The organism is Rhizobium sp. 01T444, assembly GCF_056398305.1.
The window spans coordinates 1-686 of record NZ_JBFTPD010000189.1 but is presented as its reverse complement, the minus strand read 5'-3'; the positions used below and the strand labels follow the sequence as shown (position 1 = coordinate 686).

1 protein-coding gene is annotated in these 686 nt (G+C 71.2%); it reads right to left on the bottom strand.

Going from position 1 to position 686, the window contains the following annotated elements; translation table 11 throughout:
- Positions 1-686: NADH-quinone oxidoreductase subunit D-related protein (locus AC1DTN_RS37910; RefSeq protein WP_477925284.1), on the bottom strand; the 686-nt coding region annotated here is incomplete at both ends.

Sequence of the window (686 nt, the reverse complement as noted above, 5' to 3'; positions counted from 1 at the left end):
ATAGGAAAGATCAAAGCTCTTGTTGCAGATGGGGAAGTCCGAGATCTCGTTGCCGCGCAGCGCGAGCGCGAGGCCGAACCAGTTCGCGAGCGACGGATCCTGGACCTTGTAGTGAACGAGGCGCCCGTCGGCCCCCGTCTCGAGGGCCTGGACCACCGGCCCGCGGAAGCCCTCGCGCACCGAGATGCACAGCGTGTCGGGCCGCAGCGGCTGCGCCGTCGCGGCCGACAGGTCGTGCCCCGGTGCCTGCAGCGCCCGCGCCAGCCAGCGCAGCGATTCGTCGATCTCGCGCATGCGAAGCTTCAGCCGTGCCCAGCAGTCGCCCGWCTCCTCGGTCAGGCACGTGACGGGATGGCTTGCGTAGACCGGCCCGGGCAGGCGGGTGCGCATGTCGAGGGCAACACCGCTGGCGCGCCCGGCCGGGCCCGCGAGCCCGATGTCCCGCGCCGCCGCGTGGCTGACGACGCCCACCCCTTGAAAGCGAGACCTGACGGTGCGCGCGTTGAGCATCAGGTCGTTGACTTCGGCGATGTCCTTGGCGACGGCGCCGATGGTCGAGAGCAGGTCCTGTCGCAGCGCCTCGTCGATCCCGAAGCGCACGCCGCCAGGCCGCAGCCAGGCGCGGCCGAAGCGGCTGCCGCAGGCGCGCATGGTGGCGTTGATGACGGCCGTGCGCAAGCGCGCAT